This is a genomic window from Chryseosolibacter indicum (genome assembly GCF_018598585.1).
Lineage (GTDB): Bacteria > Bacteroidota > Bacteroidia > Cytophagales > Cyclobacteriaceae > Chryseosolibacter > Chryseosolibacter indicus.
This window is the reverse complement of sequence record NZ_JAHESD010000015.1, coordinates 51,238-76,329: the sequence shown is the minus strand read 5'-3', so window position 1 is coordinate 76,329 and position 25,092 is coordinate 51,238. Positions and strand designations below refer to the sequence as shown.

Sequence of the window (25,092 nt, the reverse complement as noted above, 5' to 3'; positions counted from 1 at the left end):
GTGTTTATACTTATAATTTCAAACCTTTGATGGTTGCTTTAGGATCTGGGGAAGAGAATACAAAATTACCTGCCACAAGTACACTAGCACCAGCTTCAATCAATAACCTTGCGTTTTCTTTATTCACACCTCCGTCAATCTCTATCAGTGCTTTTGAACCTGTGCTTTGTATGAGCTCCTTCAACCTGGAGACTTTCTTATAGGTATTGTCGATAAATTTTTGCCCCCCAAACCCCGGGTTAACAGACATCAGGCAAACAACATCTATCTCTTCAATAACATTTTCCAGTTGACTTATTGAAGTATGCGGATTAACAGCAACTCCTGCCTTTGCTCCTGTTGCCTTTATCTGCTGGATATTTCTATGCAGATGTGTGCAAGCTTCAATATGCACAGAGATAATTTCCGCCCCAGCTTTTCTAAATGCTTCAACATAACGTTCGGGTTGAACAATCATGAGGTGCACATCAAGCGGTTTCTTTGCGTGCTTTTGAATTGCTTCTACAACTGGTAACCCAAGCGATATATTAGGTACAAAAACACCATCCATCACATCTACATGAATCCAATCAGCTTCACTTTCATTTAGCATTTCAACTTCACGCTGAAGGTTGGCAAAATCTGAGGCAAGGATTGATGGTGCTATAATTGGTTTAAGGCTCATATCTTCAAAAGTTCGACCAAAAGTAAATATTTTAATTCATTGAAAATTACTCTTTCACTACTCTGAAAATATATCTTCTATCAGCATAAAGGATTCTAACATAATATAAACCCGCCGAAAGCGAAGACAGGTCTGCTTTGTAATTTCTGTTGAGCCAGCTAAAGTTGATTTGTTCTTTGGCAATAATCTGGCCCAATGCCGAAATAAGTTCGACCTGGCACGTAGTGATGGAATCAGGATCGATAGGGCTTATAACAATGGTATCATTTGTTGGATTAGGAAAAACCTCGAAAGTACGTTCTTGAACAAACTGATCTTTAAAGTTTACGATAGCCTTGTAATTAGGAATACCATAGCCCAGAAAATTATCTGGGTTCTTTGCTTGTGAAGCCGTCTCCTTAATTAATTGCATGATCTCTTTACTGGTTAGGTCAGGATACGTTTGCCATACTCCGGCAACCAGGGCTGTTATCAACGGCGCAGAAAGTGAAGTTCCGCTAACGCTTGAGAGAGAGCCACGTTCATTGATTACCCGCACACCTACCCCCATGGCGGCAACATCTGGTTTTACACGTCCGTCTGCTGCGGGCCCTATGGAACTTGACGAACTCCTTACCCCCTCGGCATTAACACTGGCTACTGCCAATACACCTTCGGCATCTGCAGGAGCGGTTATAATCCGCCACGATGCGATATTACCTTCGTTACCTGCGCTGCATACTACAAGCATACCCCTGTCTGACGCCCACTGTGCTGCCTTTGTTATTACTGCAGTTTTTCCATCCATTTGTGCTTTCGTATAATTCATAGATGGAATATCAAAATCATAATAACCAAGTGAAGAGTTTATAATATCTACGCCTGAACTATCCGCATGTTCTGCCGCGAAGGCCCAGTTATATTCTTCTATTCTGTACTCAGTAGGATCGTCTTCAGTGACGTACAATTGAAAAGTAGCTTCTGGGGCTCCTCCTGTAAAAGCATCAGGAACATCAGCTGCAATAACAGAAAGAACTTCGGTACCATGAGCATCGTACCTGAATACGTCTGTTGTGTTATAGACAAAGTCAAAACCCGCATTGATCTTTCCTTTTTCAAAGAGATGCGAAAAAGGCGCCGTGTTATTTACACCAGGAAACCCTGCATCAAAGACAGCAATAACCATCCCCTCGCCCTTCTTTCCCATCTGGTGCATTTCAGGAATGCCGATGAGATTCAGTTGCGCAGCAGTTTGTGCCCCGCCATTTGGAGTATTGTTTTTTCTGAGACTAAACTTCTTCCTGCCGCGGGAAATTAACTGCGCTTGTGGTGCAACAAATTCTACGTTGCTAACATAGGGAAGTTGAAATAAGGTACTTGTTAGTGAAGCATCGCATTGAACAAGTACTGCATTAAACCACTTTGACTTGAAGAATACTTCTGCACCTGCCTGTTGAACGCCCGAAATATAATTTGAATTGACGGGAAGATCTTGTTCGGTAATGGTTACGCCTTGTTTGATTCTGCGAGTAATCGCCTTCTGCGAAAGAAACTGGTCAGGATTTGTGGTTGAGAACGGACTTCCATTCTTGTCCTTAAAGAAAACCATGTACCTGTTAATCTGTGCCCATCCTACTTCAGTTATCAATAACAGAATTAAGCCCAGTAAGGCCTTCCTATTTCCTACCATACTCACGAATAGTTTGTTTTAATCTTACTCCGCTTTCAATGATCTGATCGTTTAAGCAGAATTCATCGGTACAATAATGAAGTTGTGTAATTTCTCTATAGACCAAACCTACGCTCTTCGCGTAAGCTTCTTCTCTTAAATCAGTATACACAATGGGGTCGTCTTCAAATTCCTGTTCTACAACTGCCACTTCTTGAAAAACTTCGTCTCCAACTTCATATGTCTTTTCAATTGAATTAATTTCATATTGATCAGGTTCAAGGTTGTTATACTTATTTCCATCCCATTTTCTTCCTTTTTTCAAAGGCACGGCTAACTTAACGAAGGGTACATTTCCTTCGCTCACAATAATATCATTACCGTTAACACGTACTGACCACGTATCTACATATACCCAGGGCTTACCCTCATCTTCACGTTTTTCCCGATAGACAACATATGTAATACCTGCCGCATCGTTGGCAAATGAATCAACCACTTCATGTTTTAGTTGATATAGAAGCGTTTCAGGATCTGCTACCTCGCTATACTTTGTTTCTTCTACATCATAAATCTGGTAGAACCCCTTTGTTAAAGGGTAGTAATCGAATCCCTTCTCTGGTTGGCTGTCAGTTTCGTCAGACCCGCAGGCTGATAAAAAAAAAGGTATAAGCGCTAAATATTTAAAGAAATGCTTCAATGCTATCGCTGTTTTTACTAAATCCGCACCCGAATAGGAACGTGTTTTATACAAAGTTATTTTTTTCTTTTTGGATTACCTATGCCATTAAAAACGATAGTTAAAGTAGGCAGTATCACTAATTTAAGTGATGCGCGTTATTGTGCGGGAATGGGTGTTGATTTACTTGGTTTCCGGGCTCTTGAGGGGCAACAAAACTATATTGCTCCCAAACTTTACCAGGAAATAAGAGGTTGGGTATCCGGCCCCAAATTCATTGCGGAGTTATACGGTATTACTCAGGTAGATATAATTAAAGAAGTGATTGAGAACTATGCGCCTGACATGGTTGAGATGTCTCTAACAGAATTTAAAGTTCTAAAGCATGCGATCACAATACCTGCTATTGTATCCGCCACTGCAGAAGAGCTGCAGGCACTTAAACACGAAGACGCTGTAGAGTACTACATTATTGAGGAAGAAGCCGCACAACGACTTAATACGACAACAGATATTCCTCTTCTTGTGAGAATTCAGAGTAAAGATAACATTGGAATATTGGAAGGAAACACAACGCTGAAAGGTGTAGCGCTAAACGGATCGCCTGAGATAAGACCCGGCTTTAAAAATTATGATGAGTTGGCCGAAGTGCTTGAGGCCCTGGAGGAGTATTAGTAAGTAGCACGTTGTATTTTAAAGGCAACGTGCCACTTCAATAAGTTCTATTAAGCGATTAATTGCTTTTTACGTTCGCATCTTCTGATAGACTCAGCGGCAGTCTCGATGCTTTTGCTGTCAAAAGAATTTTTGATGTGTAGCTTGAAGTAGTGAATAGCATCATCAAGATCTCCCTGCATTTCACGAAGCAACCCATACTCGTTATAGATTGTTGCATAGCTAATACCTGAAACTCTGATAGCGTGCTCAAGTAACTTTTCAAGCTCGTCGAATTTTCTAAGTGACGACAGCAGGTAGCAATAGTTATAGTATGCAGCGGTGTAATCCGGAGAGAACTTTAATGCCAAGCGATAATGTTCTTCTGCCCTTTGAAGATTCTTGAATTTTGTTTCATAAAGCCAGCCCATGTGGTTATGTGCTTTGCCATAGTCCGGTGCTTCTTCAAGGATTTCTTCCAGCATTTTTGCAGCCTCACCTAATTTATTTTCACTGATCAGGCGGTCTGCTGTTAAAAATTTCTCTTCCAGGTCGAAATTAATGGGTTCTTCCATATAGTGGGTTATAATTTAAATCTAAAGCGCAAGTATTTGATGCTCTCACCCTTATTGGCAAACTCCTGCTCATAACGGGTTTTTATATCAAAACACTCAGGGCGAAGTTCAGAATTATAGACATCAAAAGTATAGCGTAAATCATCAATATCTTGCCTGGATTGCATTTCCTCCAAAGTGTATTCAAACAGTGATGTATTGTCGGTTTTTAAGCGAATGTAAGCCCCTGGCTTCGTCAGCTTTTTATACAACTCTATAAAGCGCGGACTGGTCAAACGTCGTTTTACATCACGTTTTCTCGGTCTTGGATCAGGAAAAGTCAGCCAAATTTCATCCACTTCCTTGTCTTCAAGAAAGTTCTCAATCATCAGGATCTGTGTTCTGAGAAAAGCTACGTTCTGCAAATTCTGCTCTACAGCCCATGTACTTCCCTTCCAGATGCGCTCTCCCTTAATATCTACACCGATGTAATTACGATCAGGAAATTGTGCCGCTAAACCAATAGTATACTCACCCCGCCCGCAAGCTAACTCCACTGTAATGGGATTGTCATTTTTAAAATATTCTGATCTCCATTTGCCTTTTATCGTTTGATACAATGATTTGCTAGGCTCTATAACGTTTGATCGCTCTTCGATAATTTTGAATCGTTCCTGCTTTTTTTTCACGGGTGTATGTCTATAAATCCTTTATTTCTGCTACCACAAAAGTGCTTCCTCCTATAAAAACCAGATCATCTGATTTTGCCTTTGATAACGCCTTGGAAATTGCCTCATTTACATCAGGGACTACTTCACCCTGCAATCCAAATGCTTGTGCTGATCTTGACAATGTTTCCGCTTCCATAGCACGCGGTATTTGCGCTTGGCAGAAGTAATAGTGTGCTTCTTTCGGAAGAATATTTAGTATCTCTGATACATCCTTGTCTTTTACAACGCCAAAAACAATATGCTTTTCGCCTACTTGTAATTGATTGATCTGATTAACGACCTCTCTTACACCATCAATATTATGGCCGGTGTCACACACCATAAGAGGCTTATTATTTAAGATTTGCCAACGCCCTTTCAGCCCTGTTTGTGATGTTACATTTTCCAATCCTTGCACTAAAGATTGTTCATTAATTTTAAAATCAAGGTCATTTATTACATCTACAGCTTGCAGAACGCCAGTGATATTTTTCTGCTGATAAAATCCTAACAACGGTATCTTTAGGGTACGGAGTAATTTACCTGAACCCGTTTCATAGACAGCATATATTTTAGATGCTCCATCTTGTTGTTGTTTCACCGTGTAGCGGTCGGATGCAAATACAATTGAAGCGTGCGCATCGTGCGCTACTCTTATAAAGACATCTTGTACCTCTGCTTGTCGTTCACTTACAACAACGGGAACTTCTTTTTTAATGATACCTGCTTTTTCAAAAGCAATCTTTTCAAGCGTATCACCGAGCAGATCTTTATGATCCCATCCTATATTTGTAATAACAGAAACAACAGGCGTGATCACATTGGTAGAATCAAGCCTGCCTCCAAGACCTACTTCTATTACTGCTACATCTATTTTTTCCATAGCAAAATAATCGAATGCCATGGCTACTGTTATTTCAAAAAAGGAAGGCTTTATTTCCGCAATAGCCTCATGAATGCGATTGACAAAATCGACTACATAATCCTGCGAAACTTCAATACCATTAATACGAATCCGTTCTGTAAAATCCTTGAGATGGGGTGATGTATATAATCCTGTTTTGTAACCTGCAGACTGAAGAACAGAAGCCAGCATATGCGAGGTACTACCTTTACCATTGGTACCTGCTATGTGAATAGACTTAAATTTAGTTTGAGGATTACCCAGAAATGCACAAAGTTTTAGGGTATTGGTGAGATCTTTTTTGAAGGCAATTGCTCCTACCCGTTGAAACATGGGCAGGTTCTCATACAAATACTTAACAGCCTCTTGGTAGGTATGGAGCATGACTAAAACTCGCGCAATTTATAATCTACAGGTGGTGTTAACAAATAATGAGACTGGGCTCCTAAAGCGATACGTATTTAGCTATCCAAATCCTTAAATTCCAATGTCTTCTTTAGGCAATTTAAACTCGTCAGCACTCACTTTAATGATTGAGAGCATTTCTTTATAAGCAAGCAATTTTGCTTCGATATGGGTAAGTTCTTCAGGTTCAGCAAAGCTTTTCCGGTCCTCTAGTTCATGGATATTCTGATGGATAGTAATAAGTACATCCTGAATAAATTCAATATACCTTTTCTCCATGTATTGCTATTGAGCGCGAATTACGAATGTAATTCTTCCTTTCGACACAGGCGGAACCTTAGCCCCTGTTTTTTTAGTAAAAGTAAGTTGCTGTATGGCATCAATACAAGCACGCTCTGCAGCTGCACTTACTGACCCTGACTCTTTACGATATCCAATTAATTCGCCATTATCATCTACTTCTATTTCGAAAACAACTCTTCCAAATTCATTATCAGGAACATTTGGCTTCGGGATGTTATCCCAATTCCATCCTTGAAGATCAAGTGTTCCTCCGTTTCCACCTCCTGGTCTTCCCTGGTAGGTTTGTGCACCTGGAGTACCACCTTCTACACCTTTGTCACCCTGCTTGCCAACATCATTGCCCTCGCTTCCTGTAGTGCCTTGCTTACCGGTACCATTACCTGAAGTGGCATTAGATGAGGTGCTTTTACCAGTATATACAGCGTTTTGATCTACCACCTTAGGTTTCTCCTCTGGCTTTTTCTCAACCGGCTTCTCTACAGGTTTCTTTTCAACAGGTTTTTCTACTGGTTTTTCTTCTTTCTTTACTTCTTTAATTTCAACGTCGCTATTAGGATCAGTGACGGTAGCAGGCTGAACAACTTTTGCCGGAGGGGCTTCTTCTATAGGTGCCTGTTGCTGTGGTTCAAGTGTAGGTACCTGCTCAGTAGGTTCTGCAGGCGGATTCTCAACGTCATTGGCTTTTTCGCTGCCAATGGGTCTGTCGGGTTGGATGTTGCCACTTCCCTGATCGTCATAACCCAGGTTTACTTCTATGCCAGGAAACTGACCTTCTCCCGATCCGGCCGTTTTCCATGAACCCGCAAACAAAAGAATGAGTAAAACAACAATGTTTACTGCGAGGGTGCCCAGGGCTGCCTTTATCTTCTTTTCACGTTCCTCCTGCGATGCCATATTAGCCAGGTTTTTTAGTAGCAAGAACAACTTTAGCACCAAGCTTGTTCGCTATTTCCATTACAGACACAACGTCTTCAATAGGAACAGACTTTTCAGCGTTAATAACAATAGTTGGCTCAAGATTTTCATTGGCCAGAGCTGGTTTTAATGTACTCAATAACCTATCAAAAGGAACTTTATTCGTACCGACAAAATATTCATGCTTTGGAGTGATACTCACCACCACCGTTTGGCGGGCCTTTGTATTACTTGTAGCCTTCGGTAACTGTAGCTTAATAACGTTTGGATTAGCAAGCGTAGAAACGATAAGAAAGAAGAGCAGCAGAATGAAAAGAATATCATTCAATGCTGAGTTATGAAACTCTGCCTGGCGTTTATGACGTTTGCTTCGTAAATCCATAACTACCTTTATTTAACAGGTGCATGAAGGGTATCAATAAAATCAGCGCTTGCAGCTTCCATCTGATTCACAACCTTATCAATCTGGGCATTAAGATAACTGTAAGCTATATAAGCCATGATACCAATAATTAGACCAGTTGCTGACGTAACCATCTTCACATAGATACCGTCTGCTATAGAGCCCAGGGTAATATCTGAGGTAATTGAAATATTGAAGAAAGTCTGAATCATACCGGCGATGGTTCCTAAAAACCCGAACATCGGAGCTACACCGGCGATAATGGTTAGTATAACCAGGTTCTTTTCAAGCTTATATAGTTCAAGACGCCCGACATTCTCCATTGACTTTTCAATGTTTTCCATCGGTTTTCCTATACGCTGTACACCTTTCCCTACAATATGACCTATAGGGGTATTATTCTGGCTACAGACCATTCTCGCTCCATTAATGTCGCCTCTCAACACCAAATCCTTTACGGTATTCATAAAAGAGTCAGGTACCTTTCCTGCTTTGTTAATTGTAAGCAGGCGCTCTATAAATACATACACTGCGATAACCCACATAAGGGCAAGGGGAATCATTATGATACCGCCTCTTACTGCAAGGTCTAAAACTGATATTGATTGCCCATCAACAACTGTAGATACTGTTGTTGAATCTGTAATTACCTGAAGTAGGATCATTTAAAGTTTAAAAAATTATAGCTAAAAAAGGATAGATACTAATATCTGATTACCCAAAGATCATTCCCGTATTCTCCGCCTTTCATACCATCAGCAGTAGCCTGTGTTTCTGTATAAGTTTCACCCTCAGCAACAGCAAGACGATAAAATTTAGCTTTTCCAAACGGAGGAATAATCTTGGCATTAACACCTTTTGGGGCCAGCTTGTTCGCATAGTCCATAATTAAATCACCATCAACGGCGCTGGCAACCACAACATAATAACGACCTGTACGATCAGTTAGTGTTTGAACTGTACCAACTTTTGGTTTAAGATTAGCAAGCGAGTCTGCCCTTCTTTGCTCAGCAAGTCTCCGTTCTTCTGCCAGCCTTTCTTCTGCTGCTCTTCTTTCTGCTTCTTCACGTGCTAACTGTTCTTTTCTTGCCTTTTCGGAGGCAAGTTTCTGGGGCTGGTAAATTCCGAAAAACCAATAAGCGGCACCTCCAAGAAGAGCAACTACTACTAACACTCCGAGTATCTTTCCCCAGGATGACGACGGCTCATCCTCAACATAAGCAGAAGAAGTTTTGTATTCCTGCCTGGATTCATTCTGATAAACTGGTTCTTCTACCGTAGGGGTAGTTTCATGAACAGGATCTTCAGAAGAAGTTTCCTCACGGTTTATTGGTTCGTACTCTATTTCAGGTAAACCGAAAGAATCATCAGTGTTCTCTGTGTTATCAGTGTTTTCTGGCGGTGTTTGTTCTTCGTTAAGCTTTTTTCTCCGGGCCATGCTTAGTGTTCGTTTAACTCAATGGTTACGTTAACAGACAAAATTAATGTAATTTTTGTGGCATACAAACTATAACGTTTGTCATCAAGCCTTGCGGTCCCAACATCTTTTGCGGGCATTTTAAAAACTCCATGTTATGCCACCCATTCCCTGGAAGCCTCGAACCGGATAATAGAGGTAGGTTTGATAGTTGTTGGAGGTAATATTATTTAGCTGAGCAAAAAATGAAAAGCTATCCGAAAACAAATATTCGAATCTTACATTCAGATCAAAAGCCGGATCTATTGTTACAACTTTATCTGTTGACGGTTCCAGGGCTTTCATTCCTCCCTGGGCGATTAGGGTTACGTCCAACAGAATCTTTTTAACAATGTTAAAAGATGCATCACCAGTAACCTTATACGTCGGACGGTGCCAAGCTTCCCCTACATTTTTTGTGTTGTAGCCATACACATCTCCTCTTAAAAGAATCTTTGCTCCTTCAGACTGCGAATAGCCGACCGATGCAAAAAAGTTGGTGCGTACTGTAGCTTTTGTATCGTAAACAACGTCAAACCTTGACTGATCAGTTATTGAATTTACAAAAAAGTACCAGTTCTTAAGCGCTGCTATTGATAACCCTCCATTAATACCAATCTTGTTTCCAAGTTTTGTATGAAGCGCCCCCTGCAGGTCGTATAGCTTATTGGTATGGAATATTGGAACATTAGGAGCTATCCATATATTTTCATTGGATAAACTCTGTAGCGATACCTTTTCAATGCCACCAGTCAGAGATGCTGTTAATTTAACAGACGGAGACAAGGGGTAGGCTGCCCTTATATCGGGATATACGTGAACGTTCTTGCTGTCAATAGAATCGTTCTCAACAGCAGCTACCAATCCTACGATCAGGCTCAAATCTTCTATGGGAAGAAACTGGTATTGAGGGTTTACAAAGAAAAGGTTTCTTGGTTTTGCTTCTACTTCCGCATCCTTTCTGTTCAGTAAGTTGTATCCTGCTTTTAAGCCAATTCCTCTTTCATCATCTAATTTGTATCTCGAGTCAAAACTTAAATTGACTTCACTTTCCCTTGCATCATACTTGTTAGCAAGGTATCCAAACGTACCGCCCAACTTGTATGAAAAAGCTGTATTACGTGCATTAGAAATCTCTCCATTAATTCTGAAGTGATTATAATACTGTTTAATATCTTTTGCGTCTATATCCGTTCCTTCAGGATAGCCGTAAAAATGAGTAGTCCTATTTTCAAAGCCTACGTCACCTGATAAGGCGAAAGTCTCATTAAAGGTCTTTCCAAAAACAGAGAGCTTAGACATCCCACTCCCCGAATTCTTACCATCAACAGGACCTTTATCAGAGGCACTAAAGAGCCCATGAGCTCCTATTAACTTATTCTTATCGCGTGTTGAATTAACAAAGCCCTCGAGATAAGGTGATGTGTAGTTACCGAAACCAGCACTCAAGTACCCTCCATACACCTTGGATGGGTCCTCCTGTTTTATCTTTAATGGTTTTATAGCAGGATTGATTGGTGCTGTCTGAAAGTTGAAAGGTTTAAAATCATACTGCACCGGAGCCTTAATAGGTTCAGAAGGACGCGGCGGAATTTTTTCAAAGTTTCGATTGGCCTTTGGCAAGGTTATTTGCCTCTCTTTAACAATCTCTATTTCAACATCCTCAAGCTCTCCTTCATTTCCCCATTGGCCTTGAGCAAAAGCGTTTGTACTCAAACTGAGTAGGCCAACAAGTAAAAGAATCAAAGAAAAAAATGACTTCAGTAAATGCATATAAAAATAATGTCGTCCTGCGTTTAGCGATTTATCTCTAGCGTATCAGCCTCGCCTTGTTGTTTTTTATCTTGCTCTGCTTTTTCAACTTCCCTTAATTTCTTTTGGGCTTCATCCTTTATATCCTTTAAAGGAAAATTATCTATCAGGGATTGAAGCGTAGCTTTAGCCTGGAAGGTATCCCCCATGGCTACAAAGTTATCAGCAAGTAAGAGGTAAGATTTACCTACCCAGTTATCATAAGTCGCAAAGTCATTGTTTAAACTAATCAACGTCTCATAGCTTTGCTTGTACTGCTTTTGAATGTAAAGCACCTGTGCTATCATGTACTTAGCTTCTGCACCATGCTCATCCTGCGCCGCGTTTACAGTATTAAGAAATTCATCTTTAGCTGCCTCATAATCTCCTTTAGCAAAAGCAATTTTACCAAGGTACAAAGAAGCTTTACTTTGAGCACTTGCGTTTACTGCGCCATTATCCAAAATTCTTTTAGCATAAAGAGCAGAAGAATCATAATTTGCCATAAGATAGAAAGACTCCATCAGACCCACCCATGCATTGTACTGCTCCTTTTTATTGGTAGCAAGGCGCTCAAGTACGTGAAACTGGCTAACGGCATTCTCATACTTTCCATTTTTAAATTCCAGTTCTGCAACACGGCCAGCAACCCTGTTACCCATATTAAAAGTCTTATCTCTGCTTAATTCTACATATACAGGTAGCGCTCTTCCGTAATCTTTAATTCTGTAATACGATTCAGCGATATAGTACTTGGCTTCTTGAACTTTTGCACTTTGAGGGTAAGCTGAAACAAATGTATTAAGCTTATCGAGCGCTTTCTGATACTGTTGATCGAAGTACAGGTTCTTGGCAGTTTCATACTCGATATGCTCAAGATTTTGATTGTCAGGATTTGCTCTCTTAAACTGTGCAAGAGAAGCTTCAAATTCTCCTGATCTTCCTGCAATGGTTAATGCCTCCTGTAATGGCAATAAAGATTCCTGGGCAACAGGATGACCAGGGAATTGCGTAATTACTGCCTTATAATCAGAGATAGTACGGTCATATTGTTTTAAATTAAAATATGACGCTGCTCTTCTCATATAAGCATATGGTAAAAATTTTGAGTTACTACTCTCCCTGATTAATGTTGATAGTCCATCAATTGCAGCCTGCGAATTTCCCTGCTCAATATCAAACTGCGCCCGTTGGAAAAGTGCTTCATCCCTGTATTGGGATTTAGGGTAATTCTTGATTAGCGTTGTGAGTTGATTAGAGGATTCGCTGTAGTTTCTTTGAATGCCATGGATTACACCGCTTTGCAGAAGTATATAATCATTGTCAGGCGAACCTATGTTTCTGGCCCTGTTATAATTATCAAGCGCCGAGGGATACTGCTTACTTACATAATAACAATCTGCAAGACGGATTAATCCATCTGCATGATTAGGATTTCCCTTGTTTGTTCTATTAACAAATTCCTTAAAGTTGAACAACGCTTTATCGTAAGCCTCTAAGTTGTAATGTGCATATCCTAAACCATAACGTGCTTTAGTAACAAGCTCGGGCTCAACAGCAGTTGACAGATCTATCACTTTTTGATAATGTCTAATGGCATCATCAAACCTTCTACCTACCGAATAGCTTTCACCTGCCCAATAGCTCGCCTGCGCTACAATGGCAGGATCTTTTGGCGATTTCAATGATTTTTCAAAAAAGGTTACTGCCTGTGCATAATCTTCTTTATTAAAAGCCTCAGTTCCTTTCAAAAAAGTTGCCTTTTGATATGCCTGATCAATAGATGCGCTTCGTGATGATAAGGCTTCTATATATTCTATTGCCTTGTTGAAATTACTTCCATTAACATAAGCTTGCGCCAAAAGTTCTTTGATTTCGGTTGTATGGGTGCTTCCTCTATAAGTTTGTAGAAACTTCTCGAACTCTGCTATTGACTGGTCTTGTCTGCCTACATCATAAGTAAGCTTTGCATATTGAAAGGTAGCTTCTTCAGCAAGCTTATTATCCTTTGGATATTTACGGGCAAAATCAAATGCATTTAAAGCAAGAGGTTTTTCTCCTTGCTTTAGATAGAGGATGCCAAGGTAATACGAAGCATAGTAGCTAACAGAGTCTTTAGTAGCCGCAGCTTTGCTAAGATATTCTATTGCTTTAGGAGCCTGATTTAAAGAATAGTTAGCAAAACCAGCTCGGAATAATAAAGAGGTCTCTGCTTTACCAGGATTGTCAGCCAGATATTTCTCATAGGCCTCGATAGCATTTTTGTACTCGCCTTTAAAGTAGTATGCCTCTGCGATAAGCATTGAGACTTCATTAGCATTCGCAATATCTTTTCTTGATTTTATTGCATTGGCATAAGCAAGCAAGTCGTCATAGCGTTTCTGCCTATAATAAACATTTGCAATAAGGTAAGGTACTACAGATGCATAAGCTGAATTTAACTCAGCCTTTTTCAAATCTGTAAGAGCCTGATCGTAGTTGCCTTTAGAATATTCAATGAAGCCTGCGTAATAATTTGAAGCAGGAGCATATTCGCTGCTCTGTGTTTTTACAAAGTTGAATTGCTCTAGAGCCTCATCAAGTTTCTTAAGATTAAAATAGCTATACCCCCACTTAAAATGGGCCTGATTCTGTTGATCAAGTGTTAAAGAAGGAAAGTCTACCTTCTTAAAATACTGCGAAGCTTTTGTATAGCTTTTTTCGTTATAAAAGAAGTTAGCAAGATCGTAGTAAGCAGTGGCAGCTTTGGGGCTTGAAGGATATGCCACTATAAAATTATCAATTAGCTTTTCTCCATCAATATGGCTCAAGGTGAGCGCACTAAATGCAACATAATACTCGGCCTCACTCCTTCTAGGGTCCGAAAACGATGAGGTTTCCAAAAAATCAGAAAACACTTTTCTGGCTGCTCCATAATTAGCATGAGCGATTAATTCCGTACCTTTTTGATACAAACGCTCTGCCTTACTTTGCGATAATTGATCTTGTGCGTGAAGCTGTAGGGAAAAAGAAACTAAGAAAATCGCAAACAGTATCCTATAATTCACAGTAAATACAGTTATTAAATTTAAACTTGCCTGCATAACTTTTATTGCAGTGCAATATGGAAATAATATCAGCAAAAAATGAGCCGGTACCCCTAAAAAGCATGGTTTAAGCTAAAAAATATCGAGCAACTCCAGTTAAAGCTGCCAGAGAGTTTACCTGCTTTTACTATTAAAACCGTTAATGTAAAATGCGGTATACCAGCTCCCGAAAGATCTGCCCCTCAGAATCTGACGCTGCATTAACACCTTTTAGTTTCAGATCTGCCTCTTTTAAAGAAGATATTGTATTTACAATCTTATCTTGTGGGAATTGACGTAGCGCAAGCATGTAGTCCTTAGCAGCATAAGGACTGATCTTTAAGGCACTTACTAATCCTTTATCGCTTTTATCTGGTGCCTGGGTCGCTGCCAGAAGCTTGCTGAAGAACGAAAACAGATACGCAACAACCGGTATAATTGGATTCTTTTTGGTGTTGCTTTCGAAATAATTAACAATCTTATTCGCCAGAAGCGTATCACGTTGGATAATAGCTTTCTGAAGTTCAAAAATATTATACTCCTTGCTAACACCAACCTGGTTCATTACATGTTCCGGTGTAATACTTCCCGCTCCCCCCAACGCTATAGCCAGCTTATCTATCTCGTTGGCAAGTCTATGCAAATCATTACCCACATATTCGCAGAGTGCCATTACCGCTCTGTCATCAATACTTATCTTTTTATCGTGACAATACTCAACCACAAACTCCGGAAGCTGGCTATCATACATCTTCTTTGTAGATAAGCAGACAGCATACTGGTCTATCTTCTTTCCCAGCTCTTTTCTTTTATCCAGGCTCTTATGCTTATGACAAAACACAAGAATAGTTGAAGGCACAGCTTTCGTCAGGTAGTCTAACAGAAGCTTCCCTCCTATTTCTTTATTCAGATCCTGAATATCCTGCGCTTCCTTCACAATTACTACCTGGCGTTGGGCCATCATAGGAAACCTGCGTGCATGAGTTAGAATGGTCGCCATGGTTACATCTTTACCATAAACAACTACCTGGTTAAATCCCTTCTCTGCGTCAGAAAGTGCATTGGCTTCAATAAAGTCAGCGATTTTATCAATATAAAAAGTCTCTTCACCCTGTAAAAAGTAGACAGGGGCAAACTTCCCTGATTTAATATCGGTTAGAATTTTTTTAACAGCAGCATCCATTTAACTAACATTCTTTTTAGAACTAAAACCAATTGCAGTATAAACGCCAACGAGAGCGCCTGCAAAATGAGATTCCCAAGACACCCGAGGATCAGTTGGAAGAATTCCGTAGATAACCCCTCCGTAAAGAAGGATAACCACAATTGAAATGAGCATCGATGTAAAATCTCGTCTGAAAATCCCAAAAAAGATCAGAAAAAAAGCAAGACCATATACTACACCACTAGCACCAATGTGACTGGAATTTTGTCTTCCAAACAACCAAACCAATGTGTTCGTCCAAAAATACGACCTGAAAAACACTGTACTTCCAATTCTCTCGTAAAAGAAAAAAAGAACGCTGCCCAAAAACAATAAGGGAACAGTATTGGACACCAGGTGATTAAGACTACCATGCAGCATGGGGGCCGTAAGTATTCCAATTAAGCCATGAAATGTTAGCGGTACAATGCCAAAGTAACTAAGAGGTATTCCGTAGACAAACTCTACAAAGAAAGCTGCCCACATTATAAATACAAGACGTAGAGGTATTATAGCACTTCCAAACCAGGACGATTGGACCATGAACGGCGTTAATTTTTATCGCAAATAAACAAATAAACGGATATAGCGGTGACGCCTCATTAAATTTTTCCGGGATCTAAAATCATGGGAAGTTTTACTAACCTTGCTTCTGCAGTACCTATTGATCCAAGCCCTAACCAACCTCCTGAGGATGAGGCCACTTTCGCAGCAAACTCCTGAAGTATCTGGTAGAAGCTTGTTGCAATAGCAGCATCAAGTTTAGTCCAGATCGTATTAATTTTACTTAACTCATCAATAATTAAAGGGTTTCTTTGCGTAGACTCGTAAGGATATTCCAGAATAAGCACTTTTAATTTATCCTCAAAGTCCTTAGATACTTCTGTAAAGTAACTGCCCCATATTGTGTTAAATCTCTTATTGTTTTTTTCTGCTGTCTGAATTGCTCCTTTAATCTCTTTGCGGTCTATGTTTCCGTCCGCACCAGCAATTAAAATACAAACCAGCAAAGGCAACTTAAGCATAAAGTCTCTTTCCTCCTGGTCAAGCATGTGAAATGCCTCGTGCGTAAACGGATTTGCCATTGTATCGCAAAAGTACAAAAAACAACAACGGTATCTCTTCTAGCCAAAATTTTGCTGCATTCTCAGACTTTAACCGCTACTTTATGATGCATATGTAATCCTTCCTCCAGCTTCTGACATAGAATGTCTGTAACAATCTTTTGACCTTTATTACTCAAATGACCATGGTCAAGGTAATTTGAATAGTCTGAAGTGATAAATGAATACTGCTGGTCATTGAAGTCTAGTATGATTTCTTCTTTTTGCACTATGCTGCGAACTCGGCTATGAAAGATATCATACTCTTCTCTCTTGCTCATAAAAATCTCTTTCGGAAGCGGGTGAAAGTAAATGAAGTAGTTCACCTTATTTCTATCAAGAAATTCAATTAGTGATTGGAATACCTCGTACGCACTCTCATCTTTTACGATTGGCTTATCTTTATTATCATCAATAACTTGTTGGAATTTCTCCTTCATAACTACCTTTTTAAAAAGGTGATAGTAATTGTGAACACCATGTTCGTTAAACTGACCTTTAGGAAATTTGTTTGGTACTATTCCCAGAAACCTTAACAGTGCAATGAGGTAAGACTCGTACAAAAACTTTGTCCCTAAAGTATAAATCCTGACAGGAGAAGGGCTTGGAAGACCTTTCGCAGCAGATTTCTTCATCATGTAAGGACTTAGGCAAAGAATAACATTTTTCACCCCAGCCCCTACAACGTTTTCTACCATGGGATAAACAAGCGTAATGTCAGCCCCCATAATACTGCCGTTATAAACCTTATTAGTTTTAGAAGTTTTGTTATAGCTACTAACGTCTAAACTGTCAGAAAGAGAAGTTCCAATAATTACTGTATTAAAATTCTGAGGAATATAACGGTATGAGAAAAGGTACTTTGTTATTTTTTCATGGTATAAAACTTTCAATTTCCTTCCTTTGGATGACCTAATAAGGCCATAGATATCGGCAATGTAATTGGTCAGGGCTAAAAAGAGTAAAATGATTAATAATAGCCCGACCCCCATTTTCAGAAAAGTCATCATAGAATTGTCAACTGCACCTAAAAAACAAAAGATTAACGAGAACAAAGCAAATACAAGATGTACGTTCATATTTAAAGAGGTAGCTGAAGGAATCGGAATAATTGCTGGTTAGTCATGCGTATAAATGTTATGCCTGCAATTTACTTCTATCCGCATTTAGATGACTAATAGACTATATATCTTACATCCGCTACAGGGGTACGTTGCCGCACGAGAAACAGTAAAACAGACATCGTTTGTATATTTACTACCTGAACCCCGAAACCTTATCATGTACGAGAAGGAGCCAGTTAAAATTTTTGTTGTCGAGGATGACCCTGCCTATACAAAATTCTTGAAGTATGTCTTAGGGTTAAACCCTGACTACGAAGTAGAATTTTTCACCAATGGCAAAGATTGCCTGGGTAATCTCCATAAAAATCCTGCTGTCATTACGCTTGATTATTCTTTACCTGATATGCCAGGCGAAAAGGTCTTAAGCCAAATACGCGCACAAGACCCTAACATCAATGTAATTATTGTATCTGCACAGGAAAAAATTGGCACTGCTGTTGAACTTTTAAAAGCAGGTGCTTACGATTATATTATCAAAGATAACGAGACAAAAGATCGTTTGTTGAATTCCATCAACAATGCGCGTTACAAATTATCGATGATGAAGGAAATCAATTATTTAAAGAAAGAGATTTCCGAAAAGTATGAATTTGAAAAAAGCATAGTAGGTACAAGTCCTGCCATAAAAAGAATCTTCGCATTACTAGAAAAAGCGTGTACTACAAACATCTCTGTATCCATAACAGGAGAAACGGGAACAGGAAAAGAACTGGTGGCGAAAGCCATTCACTATAACTCAAAGAGAAAGAATAAGCCATTTGTCGCCGTTAACATTGCCGCTATACCTCGCGATCTTATAGAGAGTGAGTTGTTCGGTCATGAGAAGGGCGCATTTACAGGAGCCATTACCAGGAGAATAGGTAAATTCGAAGAGGCCGACGGAGGAACTATATTCCTTGATGAAATCGGAGAAATGGATTTAAACCTTCAGGCAAAGCTTTTGCGTGTGTTGCAGGAAAGAGAGGTAACAAGAATTGGTGGCAATCAGGTTGTAAAACTTGATGTGCGCATATTGGCTGCAACACATAAGGACCTTGCTGAAGAAGTAAAGGCTGGGAAGTTCAGGGAAGACCTCTATTACCGTTTATTAGGGCTCCCCATACACTTACCTCCGTTAAGGGAAAGAGGAACAGACGTAATCCTTATTGCCAAGTTCTTCCTTGACCAGTTTGCCAAGGAGAATCAAATGGACAAATTTAAAATCAGCCAGGAGGCCCAGGAAAAACTTCTACAATATCCTTTCCCAGGAAACATCCGTGAGTTAAAGTCAGTTATCGAGCTTTCGGCAGTTATGGCAACTGACAACGAGATCAAGCCTCAGGATATAAGCTTTAATAGTACTGCAAGAATAGAATCTTTCCTTTATCAGGAAATGAAGATGGAAGAATACATGTATCGTATCATAAGGCATTTTTTAAACAAGTATGATAACAATGTATTGGAGGTTGCCAAAAAGCTTGACATTGGAAAGTCTTCTTTGTATCGCTATCTGAAAGAAATGGAAGCGGTAGGTATTTAATATGACTATTCAACAATATGTACGCGAGGGTTCATTCTACGAGACCGTAGTTGAAGATGGGTCTGACCTTATATTTATTGTTGATTATTTGGGTAATATTATCTATCACAACTCATCTGTTTCTGATACACTAGGTTATAAAGGAAAGAGCCTGGAAGGAAAAAATTTCTTTAACTATATCCTGCCGACTTCTGTTCATGAGCTAAGAAATCAATTTAGGCAAAGCGAGAAAAAGGCATATACTGAGAAAGTCGAATTTCAGTTTTTGTGTGCAGACAATTCATATAAGTTTTTAGAGTTTAACGCAATAAACCTTAAACACAAAACGAATCTTTCCGGATTTATTCTTGACTGTCGTGATATTACACAAAGGAAACGTGACGCTGAGGAATTAGTAAAACTTCAGAAAGCAAAAGAGCAATTCCTTGCAAACATCAGTCATGAAATCCGCACTCCGATAAATGGAATCGCCGGCATGGCGAGCCTGTTAAGCCAAAATCCATCGGAAGAAGAAAGAGAGACCTATCTTAACGCCATTAAGCACTCTGCTGAAAATCTAAAAGTAATTATTAACGATATCCTGGATCTTGCAGCGATAGAATCAGGCAAACTGAAATTTGAAACAATTGCCTTTAATTTAAAAGATCTGCTTCCATCACTTGTTGGTACTTTTACTTATCAGGCCAAAGAAAAGAAGTTGTCATTAGACTTCTCTGTTGATGAAAAGCTAAACAGGATTCTATTAGGAGACCCTGTAAGATTAAACCAGGTATTGATTAACCTGATCAGCAATGCTGTTAAATTTACTCACAGTGGGTCGATTAACATTACCTGCAACGTAGAGCGAATACAGAAAGACACATGCTGGGTAAGAATTGAAGTTGCCGACACAGGAGTAGGCATTCCTGAAGAGAAGTTAAACACCATCTTCGAGAGCTTTAGCCAGGCCGATGCCAGCGTAACACGTAAGTATGGAGGCAGCGGACTTGGATTAACTATTGTAAAACAACTTGTCGAGCTACAGGATGGAAAAATAACCGTGCGTAGTGAAGAGAGTAAGGGTTCAACTTTCATTGTTCTAATCCCTTATACAATTGGTAAAGCCAGAAGCCTTCCTAAAATAGTAAACAATACAAAATTTCAACATGATGAGGCACTTGTAAAGCAGCTCAACGTGCTACTGGTTGAAGACAATGACATTAACAGATTATACGCAAAAAGCATTTTAAAGAACTGGAATTGTCATACCGATATTGCTGAAAATGGTCTTGTTGCCATAGAGAAAGTAAAAAACAACTATTACGATGTTGTTTTAATGGACATACAGATGCCAGTAATGGATGGGTACGAAGCTACAAAAGCAATTAGACTAATGAGCGGCGTGATGAAAGATGTACCAATAATTGCAATAACAGCGAACGCTACAAAGAAGGATATTGAAATGTGTTTATCTGTGGGAATGAATGATTATCTGCCTAAACCCTTCACTCCTGATGATCTTCAACGTAAGATATTTGAAGATCTGAAGATAACACCAAAGCAAATAAACATAAGTGATCAAAATATTAAAGTTGAAAGTGTGGGCTACGATTTTACATATCTGAAATCCGTTTCAGATAACAATGAAGAATTTATAAAAGAAATGATTCAGACTTTCATTCAAACAGTTCCGGCTGTTCTTGATGAAATGACAACCTCTAGTACGGCAAAAGACTGGGAAAAACTTTCAAAGCTTGCTCATCAGATTAAGCCATCGCTTGCCCTTATGGGCATGACTGATCTGAGGGCCAAGGTGGTTTATATTGAACTAAACGGAAAAAGCAAAGAGAACCTCAATGACTTGCCTTCCGTTACCAAACAGTTCATAAATTCCTGCAAACAGATAATTCCAGAGTTAACTAAACTGCTTTGAAATATTTTAGACAGAGGTGTTCCTATTTAGCATATCCTGCTACTGATATCAAATACTGCTTTTATCATTATGTATCCGCATACTTAGGCAATAAAAGCCTGAAGCTCCTTAAAGATGGCAAGAGGTAACAGGGAAAGGCTTGTGCCGGGTTAATATTAACACCATAGTAATACCCGTCCTATACCTTTCGATAGCTTTTCTAGCCTGTTAGATGTTTCAATACCTCATTAACTAACTTTTTCCATACCGGCACCTCATTCCAGTGGCGCGCTAAGTAATTGGAAAATTGCCCCCTTTTCAAAGCCTCTTTAGCCCCCTCCTTAACCATACTCATCCACCTGTTTGTCCGCTGTTTAACCGTAAGATAATCCGTAGATAACCCGTAGATAACCCGTACATAACCCGTAGATAACCCGTACCTTAAAGAGACGGGTTATCTACGGGTTATCATCCTGATACCTCCGAATCACATACCTGTAACATTGCCCTTAAATTAACTTCATCAATAGGTGAAAGTGTGCTCAAACCGGAGGCTCTCCATAACCCTGGAGCTAGCTTTAACAGGTTTAGTAGGTATCTTTCAAATAAAGGAGACCGGAAACAGGATGATACTGGCAAAAGCTCGGTGGTACTTTTAAGAAAGAGGTCGAACAGACATGCTTGTGCGGTAATTGAATTACAGGCTTAAAAATAAAACACGGGAGATGGAAACTTTCGAAGGGTGTAGTTAGGCCATTATTCACCATGGCTTGGAATAAGTCATCAGGACTATGAAAACCATGTCTCAGTAATGGCTATTGCTCTTTGTCGATTACTATTAGTAATTAGGAGGGTTACTTATTACAAACGGGTTCCTGCTGAATGTCCTCCCCTTTGTTAACATACTTTTCCCATTCGCCTTTAGTCATAGTTCTCGTAAGCTTATGACATAGCTGATTGGCAATAACAACCGGATCTACAGGCCAGATTTTTATTTCTGATTCAGCGCATGCTGCGATTAGATGCCCTGAAGTGTTGTTGAATGCGATATCGAATACGACACCATTATTTTCATTAACTGTAATTGGCGAATCCTCTGAGCTCTCCATTAACCAGAGCATTAATTTTTTATCAAAGCCTAAGCTTGCCAGAAGTTTTCCATCAGCACTAATTTCAATATCTGTTACCCCCGCCTTATGACCTGTAAATTGAATAGTTTGCTTTGTAGTTAAATTATAAAGTTTGATTAAACCTCTCTTATTGGAAACGTCTTCAGTACCATAAGCCAGTGTGTTTGAATCAGGAGTAAAATTTACAGACAGGATACGTGTACCTTTATCCGAAAGAACTATTTGTTCGACTTCGTAAGTACTTAATTTTACCAAGTAAAGCTGTCCATCCCAGGAAGCACCAGCAAGCATCTTTCCATTAGGGCTGATGGCAATTCTCTTAATCTCAGTTGGGAATGATACCAACTTTCTACTGCTTCCGTCTACATCTCCAATAGACAGCGTTTTATCGGCACTTGCAAAAATGAACTTTGTACTATTGGGAATAAATTTGATATCATTGGTGAAGCCACCTGCATTTTCCACAACACGCGTTGGTTTTCTAGTCTCTGTAAACAGAGCGTAAATCTGAATAGATGAAGAATCACCCGCAGCCACCATATACTTCTCATCGGTACTCAAACTGATGATACTACCAGGGTAACGTGCTGAATATGCAGTAGCACCACTACTTAAAATGTTCAAGTCTGCTTTCATTATTCTAGTATCTCCATCAGAAGTAAAGAAGGCAGAATTATCCTTAGACAAAATTGCGAGAGATTTATTATTAGTATGTTGAGATCCTTGTGTCTTAATTGTACTATAGGTTGTTCCATTAATTCTTTTCAGTGCTTTGTATAAGCCTTCATAGATGTATCGATCGTATTTCCTGCCCTCATAACGTGTGTGGAAATAATAGGCTTGCAAGGCTAGTAATCCTTTTAACTCCTTATCATCATCTTCGTGAATGGATTTAAAAGCAAGGTTCTGCGCTAAGGCCTGCATATACAGGTTGTTTACTCTATCAAACTGTTGTTGAGCAAACCTTGTCTGTGTTACGGCCTGATCTTCGGCAAGCTTTTCTTCTTTACCTGCAATAGAAGCTTTCTGTTCTTCTTCTTTTGCCTTAAGCAAGGCCATTTCAGCGCGGTTTCTTTCTCGTTGAGCAACTTCAAAAGCATCTTCAACTGCAGACATGGATTTAGCAAAATCATCTGCTGCCTTTTGAGCAAGTCCTCTTTGCCTATCAGCTTCTGCCTTCTGTTTAATAGCGAGTTCACGTTGTACCTGTGCCTCCTGACGTTCTTTTTCTGCTAACCTTGTTTGCTCATCAGCCTTGATTTTTTGGATATAGGAGAGCAAAAAGAAAAGTATGGCCACAACGAAGGCAATACCTAAAACAACAGCGGTAGCGCGTGCTCTTCTTAATACACGGCGCTGAGACATTTCCTGATTTTTTAATTCTGCCTCATAAGTAATTCTGCTCGTATCAAGGAATACAATAGCGCGCTCAAAGGCATCATCATAACGCTGTGCCCATTCGCGTGTTGGCCTTTGCTTCTTTTGCCAGTTAAGTGCCAATTGCAAATCCGGCGGACGCCACAATCCTGTCTTTCCAATCTGGTACATTGCAGCAGCCTCTGATAGCCTCTTATACATTTGCGCTGACTCAAACTCCTCCTCTACCCAGACATTCAAGCGCTTCCAAATACGCATCAGACTTTCATGAGAAAGTTCAATTATTGAATCACCACTGAGAGGAACATTCGCAGGAGGCATTAAAAACGATCTTCCTGCTTTTCTAAAATGTTCTACTACTTCTATTACATCTTCTTCTTCAGCCTCTGCCAGCTTTGCAATAAGACTAAGCTTGGCAGGCCGACGCATACCTTTACTATCCTGTCCTTTTTCAGTTGTATTTTTAAACAACACTTCTGCTATCTCCTTGCTTCTTATAGATAGCTCGTCAAATGTTTCATTCGCATGTTGTGAAAGTGCCTCACTGATTCTTCCAATGGCCTTATAGTGGCGAAGATCGATAGGTTCGCCCGGATCTCTGTTCTCTACCCAGTAATCCCATGTTCTCATTAGAGCATGTTGGAGAATCGGAAGTTGATCCTGGTTGTTACCAATGTCACTCAGAAGTCGTGTAACAAGTCGCTCCGAAATTTTTCCTCCCGCCACTGCAACCGGTCCCTGAATGACCATTTTCTTTTGTTCGCGCGTCATCTGTGGCACAAGGTAATTGCTCAAATTAATCCATTGTGTTAACCCGGGAAAAGCAGAACAATTACCTATAAAGTCTGATCGCATAGTTAACGCCACATAAACAGGTACTTCCTGTTGCGTTATCGCAGTATGGATAAGATTAACATATAACAAAGCCTCATTCTGAGTCTCTACAGATAAATTCTCTTTATAGCGAAACAATTCCTCGAACTGGTCGATAAGGAAGAAAACATTCTCACCACTTTTGCTTTGAATGTATTGCGAAACCTCGACAAGCCCCTGAGGACCACTTCTTAGAACGGAAGTGATAATGGCTTTGTGTTCTCGTTTGTTTTTGATTTCAAGTTTCTTGCTGAGGAGCAGATGGTCAATAATAGATTCCGCTAAATTATCAATTGGAGAAGAACCAGGCCTTACAAGTATAGCGGTCCAATGAGGTCCGGTTTGGGTCATAAACCCGCCATATAATACGGGCACTAAGCCACAATACATCAACGACGATTTACCACTTCCAGAGTATCCCATTACAGCAACAAATCGATGCTGTGCAAGCTTTACAAGAATTTCGTCTATGTGGCCTTCTCGACCAAAAAATAAGTGGGCTTCATCTAAAGAGAAAGGTCTCAGCCCAGGAAATGGATTTCCTGGCCTCACTACCAGATCTAGTGAGGTATCAGAAAAGGGATTTTCAAACTCTCCAGTTGATGAGGGTTGCTTCACCATACATTTATCCCTTTACGACTTCGAGTAGTGGGGTTAAGTCAGTCACACTTCAGTTCGTTAAGACGACCAAGGTTTAGTGGTAAACTTTTTCAAGCTTTA

At 39.8% G+C, this 25,092-nt stretch carries 21 protein-coding genes; 3 read left to right on the top strand and 18 right to left on the bottom strand.

The genetic code is table 11. The features are described from left to right. Positions 1–10: 10 nt before the first annotated feature. The 3 genes from rpe to KK060_RS09250 are packed head-to-tail and all read right to left on the bottom strand — an operon-like array spanning position 11 to position 3,066. Positions 11–664: a ribulose-phosphate 3-epimerase gene (gene rpe, locus KK060_RS09260; protein ID WP_254153434.1), complete on the bottom strand. Its 654-nt coding sequence runs from the start codon at positions 662–664 to the stop codon at positions 11–13. A gap of 46 nt (positions 665–710) precedes the next feature. After that, on the bottom strand, positions 711–2,333 hold the full coding sequence (locus KK060_RS09255) for a S8 family serine peptidase (protein ID WP_254153433.1): 1,623 nt from the start codon (positions 2,331–2,333) through the stop codon (positions 711–713). Beyond that, on the bottom strand, positions 2,320–3,066 hold the full coding sequence (locus KK060_RS09250; RefSeq protein ID WP_254153432.1) for a hypothetical protein: 747 nt from the start codon (positions 3,064–3,066) through the stop codon (positions 2,320–2,322). Before KK060_RS09250 ends, KK060_RS09255 begins: the two co-directional genes overlap by 14 nt. Before the next feature lie 27 nt (positions 3,067–3,093). Between KK060_RS09250 and KK060_RS09245 the strand changes: the two genes are divergently transcribed. Next, positions 3,094–3,666: a hypothetical protein gene (locus KK060_RS09245; RefSeq protein ID WP_254153431.1), complete on the top strand. Its 573-nt coding sequence runs from the start codon at positions 3,094–3,096 to the stop codon at positions 3,664–3,666. Positions 3,667–3,716: 50 nt separating this feature from the next. Here the strand turns inward: KK060_RS09245 and KK060_RS09240 are convergent, their stop codons facing one another. The 14 genes from KK060_RS09240 to KK060_RS09175 all read right to left on the bottom strand — a co-directional run bounded on the left by KK060_RS09240 (position 3,717) and on the right by KK060_RS09175 (position 17,537). After that, entirely contained in the window at positions 3,717–4,220 is a 504-nt protein-coding gene (locus KK060_RS09240) for a tetratricopeptide repeat protein (RefSeq protein WP_254153430.1), read from the bottom strand. An 8-nt stretch (positions 4,221–4,228) separates the two neighbouring features. Next, positions 4,229–4,888 (bottom strand): tRNA (guanosine(46)-N7)-methyltransferase TrmB, encoded by a 660-nt coding sequence (gene trmB, locus KK060_RS09235; protein WP_254153429.1) that lies wholly within the window; start codon positions 4,886–4,888, stop codon positions 4,229–4,231. A 10-nt stretch (positions 4,889–4,898) separates the two neighbouring features. Further along, positions 4,899–6,197 carry a bifunctional folylpolyglutamate synthase/dihydrofolate synthase gene (locus tag KK060_RS09230; protein ID WP_254153428.1) on the bottom strand — a complete coding sequence of 433 codons (1,299 nt, stop codon included), beginning with the start codon at positions 6,195–6,197 and terminating at the stop codon, positions 4,899–4,901. A gap of 93 nt (positions 6,198–6,290) precedes the next feature. Continuing rightward, positions 6,291–6,497 (bottom strand): hypothetical protein, encoded by a 207-nt coding sequence (locus KK060_RS09225; RefSeq protein ID WP_254153427.1) that lies wholly within the window; start codon positions 6,495–6,497, stop codon positions 6,291–6,293. Between the two features lie 6 nt (positions 6,498–6,503). Beyond that, entirely contained in the window at positions 6,504–7,415 is a 912-nt protein-coding gene (locus KK060_RS09220) for an energy transducer TonB (protein ID WP_254153426.1), read from the bottom strand. 1 nt (position 7,416) lies between these two features. After that, positions 7,417–7,818, bottom strand: a complete 402-nt coding sequence (locus KK060_RS09215) for an ExbD/TolR family protein (RefSeq protein WP_254153425.1) — start codon at positions 7,816–7,818, stop codon at positions 7,417–7,419. 8 nt (positions 7,819–7,826) lie between these two features. Then, positions 7,827–8,504, bottom strand: a complete 678-nt coding sequence (locus KK060_RS09210) for a MotA/TolQ/ExbB proton channel family protein (RefSeq protein ID WP_254153424.1) — start codon at positions 8,502–8,504, stop codon at positions 7,827–7,829. A gap of 38 nt (positions 8,505–8,542) precedes the next feature. Further along, positions 8,543–9,277 carry a hypothetical protein gene (locus KK060_RS09205; protein WP_254153423.1) on the bottom strand — a complete coding sequence of 245 codons (735 nt, stop codon included), beginning with the start codon at positions 9,275–9,277 and terminating at the stop codon, positions 8,543–8,545. Between the two features lie 120 nt (positions 9,278–9,397). Beyond that, positions 9,398–11,011: a TonB-dependent receptor gene (locus KK060_RS09200; RefSeq protein WP_254153422.1), complete on the bottom strand. Its 1,614-nt coding sequence runs from the start codon at positions 11,009–11,011 to the stop codon at positions 9,398–9,400. Positions 11,012–11,091: 80 nt separating this feature from the next. Further along, entirely contained in the window at positions 11,092–14,133 is a 3,042-nt protein-coding gene (locus tag KK060_RS09195; protein WP_254153421.1) for a tetratricopeptide repeat protein, read from the bottom strand. 178 nt (positions 14,134–14,311) lie between these two features. Further along, positions 14,312–15,334 carry a DNA polymerase III subunit delta gene (gene holA / locus KK060_RS09190; protein WP_254153420.1) on the bottom strand — a complete coding sequence of 341 codons (1,023 nt, stop codon included), beginning with the start codon at positions 15,332–15,334 and terminating at the stop codon, positions 14,312–14,314. Further along, entirely contained in the window at positions 15,335–15,898 is a 564-nt protein-coding gene (locus KK060_RS09185) for a rhomboid family intramembrane serine protease (RefSeq protein WP_254153419.1), read from the bottom strand. 59 nt (positions 15,899–15,957) lie between these two features. Further along, a complete protein-coding gene (locus KK060_RS09180; RefSeq protein ID WP_254153418.1) occupies positions 15,958–16,440 on the bottom strand; it encodes a hypothetical protein in 483 nt (160 codons plus the stop codon). 62 nt (positions 16,441–16,502) lie between these two features. Next, entirely contained in the window at positions 16,503–17,537 is a 1,035-nt protein-coding gene (locus KK060_RS09175; RefSeq protein ID WP_254153417.1) for a hypothetical protein, read from the bottom strand. A gap of 202 nt (positions 17,538–17,739) precedes the next feature. Here KK060_RS09175 and KK060_RS09170 point away from each other — a divergent pair, with 202 nt between their 5' ends. Together KK060_RS09170 and KK060_RS09165 are read left to right on the top strand one after the other, a co-directional pair. Further along, positions 17,740–19,101 (top strand): sigma-54-dependent transcriptional regulator, encoded by a 1,362-nt coding sequence (locus KK060_RS09170; RefSeq protein ID WP_254153447.1) that lies wholly within the window; start codon positions 17,740–17,742, stop codon positions 19,099–19,101. Between the two features lies 1 nt (position 19,102). Further along, a complete protein-coding gene (locus tag KK060_RS09165; RefSeq protein WP_254153416.1) occupies positions 19,103–21,013 on the top strand; it encodes an ATP-binding protein in 1,911 nt (636 codons plus the stop codon). 833 nt (positions 21,014–21,846) lie between these two features. On the opposite strand, the gene KK060_RS09160 is transcribed toward KK060_RS09165, so the two are convergent. Then, complete coding sequence (locus KK060_RS09160; protein WP_254153415.1) at positions 21,847–24,993, bottom strand: nSTAND1 domain-containing NTPase; 3,147 nt, start codon at positions 24,991–24,993, stop codon at positions 21,847–21,849. Positions 24,994–25,092 lie beyond the last annotated feature (99 nt).

Excerpts from the sequence above, each read along its gene's own strand:
- KK060_RS09255 (WP_254153433.1), bottom strand. The coding sequence starts at position 2,333 with ATGGTAGGAAATAGGAAGGCCTTACTGGGCTTAATTCTGTTATTGATA.
- KK060_RS09175 (WP_254153417.1), bottom strand. The coding sequence starts at position 17,537 with ATGAACGTACATCTTGTATTTGCTTTGTTCTCGTTAATCTTTTGTTTT.
- KK060_RS09215 (WP_254153425.1), bottom strand. The coding sequence starts at position 7,818 with ATGGATTTACGAAGCAAACGTCATAAACGCCAGGCAGAGTTTCATAAC.
- KK060_RS09185 (WP_254153419.1), bottom strand. The coding sequence starts at position 15,898 with ATGGTCCAATCGTCCTGGTTTGGAAGTGCTATAATACCTCTACGTCTT.
- KK060_RS09240 (WP_254153430.1), bottom strand. The coding sequence starts at position 4,220 with ATGGAAGAACCCATTAATTTCGACCTGGAAGAGAAATTTTTAACAGCA.
- KK060_RS09220 (WP_254153426.1), bottom strand. The coding sequence starts at position 7,415 with ATGGCATCGCAGGAGGAACGTGAAAAGAAGATAAAGGCAGCCCTGGGC.
- holA (WP_254153420.1), bottom strand. The coding sequence starts at position 15,334 with ATGGATGCTGCTGTTAAAAAAATTCTAACCGATATTAAATCAGGGAAG.
- KK060_RS09210 (WP_254153424.1), bottom strand. The coding sequence starts at position 8,504 with ATGATCCTACTTCAGGTAATTACAGATTCAACAACAGTATCTACAGTT.
- KK060_RS09245 (WP_254153431.1), top strand. The coding sequence starts at position 3,094 with ATGCCATTAAAAACGATAGTTAAAGTAGGCAGTATCACTAATTTAAGT.
- rpe (WP_254153434.1), bottom strand. The coding sequence starts at position 664 with ATGAGCCTTAAACCAATTATAGCACCATCAATCCTTGCCTCAGATTTT.
- KK060_RS09170 (WP_254153447.1), top strand. The coding sequence starts at position 17,740 with ATGTACGAGAAGGAGCCAGTTAAAATTTTTGTTGTCGAGGATGACCCT.
- KK060_RS09225 (WP_254153427.1), bottom strand. The coding sequence starts at position 6,497 with ATGGAGAAAAGGTATATTGAATTTATTCAGGATGTACTTATTACTATC.
- KK060_RS09180 (WP_254153418.1), bottom strand. The coding sequence starts at position 16,440 with ATGGCAAATCCGTTTACGCACGAGGCATTTCACATGCTTGACCAGGAG.
- KK060_RS09165 (WP_254153416.1), top strand. The coding sequence starts at position 19,103 with ATGACTATTCAACAATATGTACGCGAGGGTTCATTCTACGAGACCGTA.
- KK060_RS09160 (WP_254153415.1), bottom strand. The coding sequence starts at position 24,993 with ATGGTGAAGCAACCCTCATCAACTGGAGAGTTTGAAAATCCCTTTTCT.
- KK060_RS09205 (WP_254153423.1), bottom strand. The coding sequence starts at position 9,277 with ATGGCCCGGAGAAAAAAGCTTAACGAAGAACAAACACCGCCAGAAAAC.
- KK060_RS09230 (WP_254153428.1), bottom strand. The coding sequence starts at position 6,197 with ATGCTCCATACCTACCAAGAGGCTGTTAAGTATTTGTATGAGAACCTG.